This window comes from Anoxybacillus ayderensis, assembly GCF_000833605.1.
GTDB classification, from domain to species: Bacteria; Bacillota; Bacilli; order Bacillales; family Anoxybacillaceae; genus Anoxybacillus; species Anoxybacillus ayderensis.
The window spans coordinates 1-1,531 of record NZ_JXTG01000047.1 but is presented as its reverse complement, the minus strand read 5'-3'; the positions used below and the strand labels follow the sequence as shown (position 1 = coordinate 1,531).

The window sequence follows — 1,531 nt, the reverse complement described above, 5'->3', positions numbered from 1 at the left end:
AATATCCTGGAGGAGTATCCGTTACTTTCCATTGCTTATTATCTGAAAGAGTTGTTTCGGGATTTTTATCGAACCGATGGATATAACGAAGCAAAGGAACGCTTGGAAGAATGGATTCAGTTAGCCAAACAGAGCCCTTTTGCTTCTTTTCAGGAAGTAGCCAACACGCTTGAAAGGTGGAAGGAGCCGATTCTTTCCTACTTTTTGTGCCCATATACAAACGCCCGAATCGAGGGAACGAATCACAAGATCAAAAACATCAAACGTCGGGCATATGGCTATCGAAATCTAGAACGGTTCCGATTGCGTGTATTTCTGGAGTGTACAGGGAACACTATAGGTAGTCAGGGTGCTTAAGCGCCCCCTTCTTCCGCTATCGGTATGATAGTTGGTAGAATGGAACCCGTCAAGGAAAGCACTTGACTGTTTCCATTCTACCAACTTCATGGTCTGTATGCGGAAGAAGGATCTTGACTGATGAACCCATTTCATCCAGCTAACATGTTTCTAGGATTGATTGGAAATCACAGAAAATGGTGAAGACCCATTATTAATTAAGAAAGATATTATTAATATTTTAATTATATTTATTTTTCATCTTAATTATTATTAAAATAACACTGTAGTTAAATCTTGACTTCTTATTTGTATAACGCTATAATTAAATCAAATAAATAAAGGAGGGTTTCCTTCATGAAGTTCGCTTCCAAATCTGAAGAAATTAAATTTTATGTACTAGAGTTTCTAGCTGATGGCCAAGAACATTCAAGAGAGGAGATTAAAGAATATGTGATGAAACGAGCCAGTCATAGCGATTTCACAGAAGGAACATTTGCCGGAAGTTTATATGACTTGGCTCAAAGAAAAAAAATCGAATCCGTTAGAAGAGGGGTTTACCGTATAAACGATATAAGAAACCAAGATGCCCATCATAAAGATTATGATCCACAAAAAGAAACTCTGCACGACAAATGCGTTGCAATCTTGAATAATACCATTAAAGAATTGCGTCAAACAGCCAATGAGATTGACATCTTGGATGTTAGCCAAGAAGATTTACGCCTAATCACACAAATTAAAGAGGTGATCTCAAGTTTGCAACGGCATATTCAATCATTTGAGAAATAATAAAGTGGTTTTACACAAACAGTCCAAATGTCATTAAAAAAGTTTTCTGGATGGGGGAACGGAAACATGATTCACTTATTTGACACCTTTCACACACGAGAAATGTAACTATTCAGCCACCTCATAAAGTGAGCTGAATATTTTTTGGTTTTCCTGTCTATCATGTGAATACGGATAGACAAGGAGGTGAATCGCATGTTGACGGTACAACAAGCTGTATTTACGGTTGAGAGCTTAATCAGCAAAGTCCAACAACAAAAACAGCTCATTCATCAACTCATTCAAGAAAATGAACATTTGCGTCAAGAAAACAAACAGCTACGCAAAGAAAATGAACAACTGACATATCGCGTTCAAGAGCTGGAAGCACGCACGAAAAAAAACAGCTCTAATAGCCATTTGC

2 protein-coding genes and 1 pseudogene are annotated in these 1,531 nt (G+C 37.5%); all 3 read left to right on the top strand.

The features are described 5' to 3' along the window. A partial coding sequence (locus tag JV16_RS14750) for a transposase (RefSeq protein ID WP_042536455.1) occupies positions 1-357 on the top strand: 357 nt, incomplete at its 5' end. Between the two features lie 336 nt (positions 358-693). Further along, the gene (locus JV16_RS14745) at positions 694-1,128 is read left to right on the top strand and encodes a winged helix-turn-helix domain-containing protein (protein WP_021095684.1); all 435 of its coding nucleotides are present in this window, start codon (positions 694-696) and stop codon (positions 1,126-1,128) included. Positions 1,129-1,323: 195 nt separating this feature from the next. Continuing rightward, positions 1,324-1,531 (top strand): annotated as a pseudogene (locus JV16_RS14740) (IS66 family transposase); the annotation flags it as partial.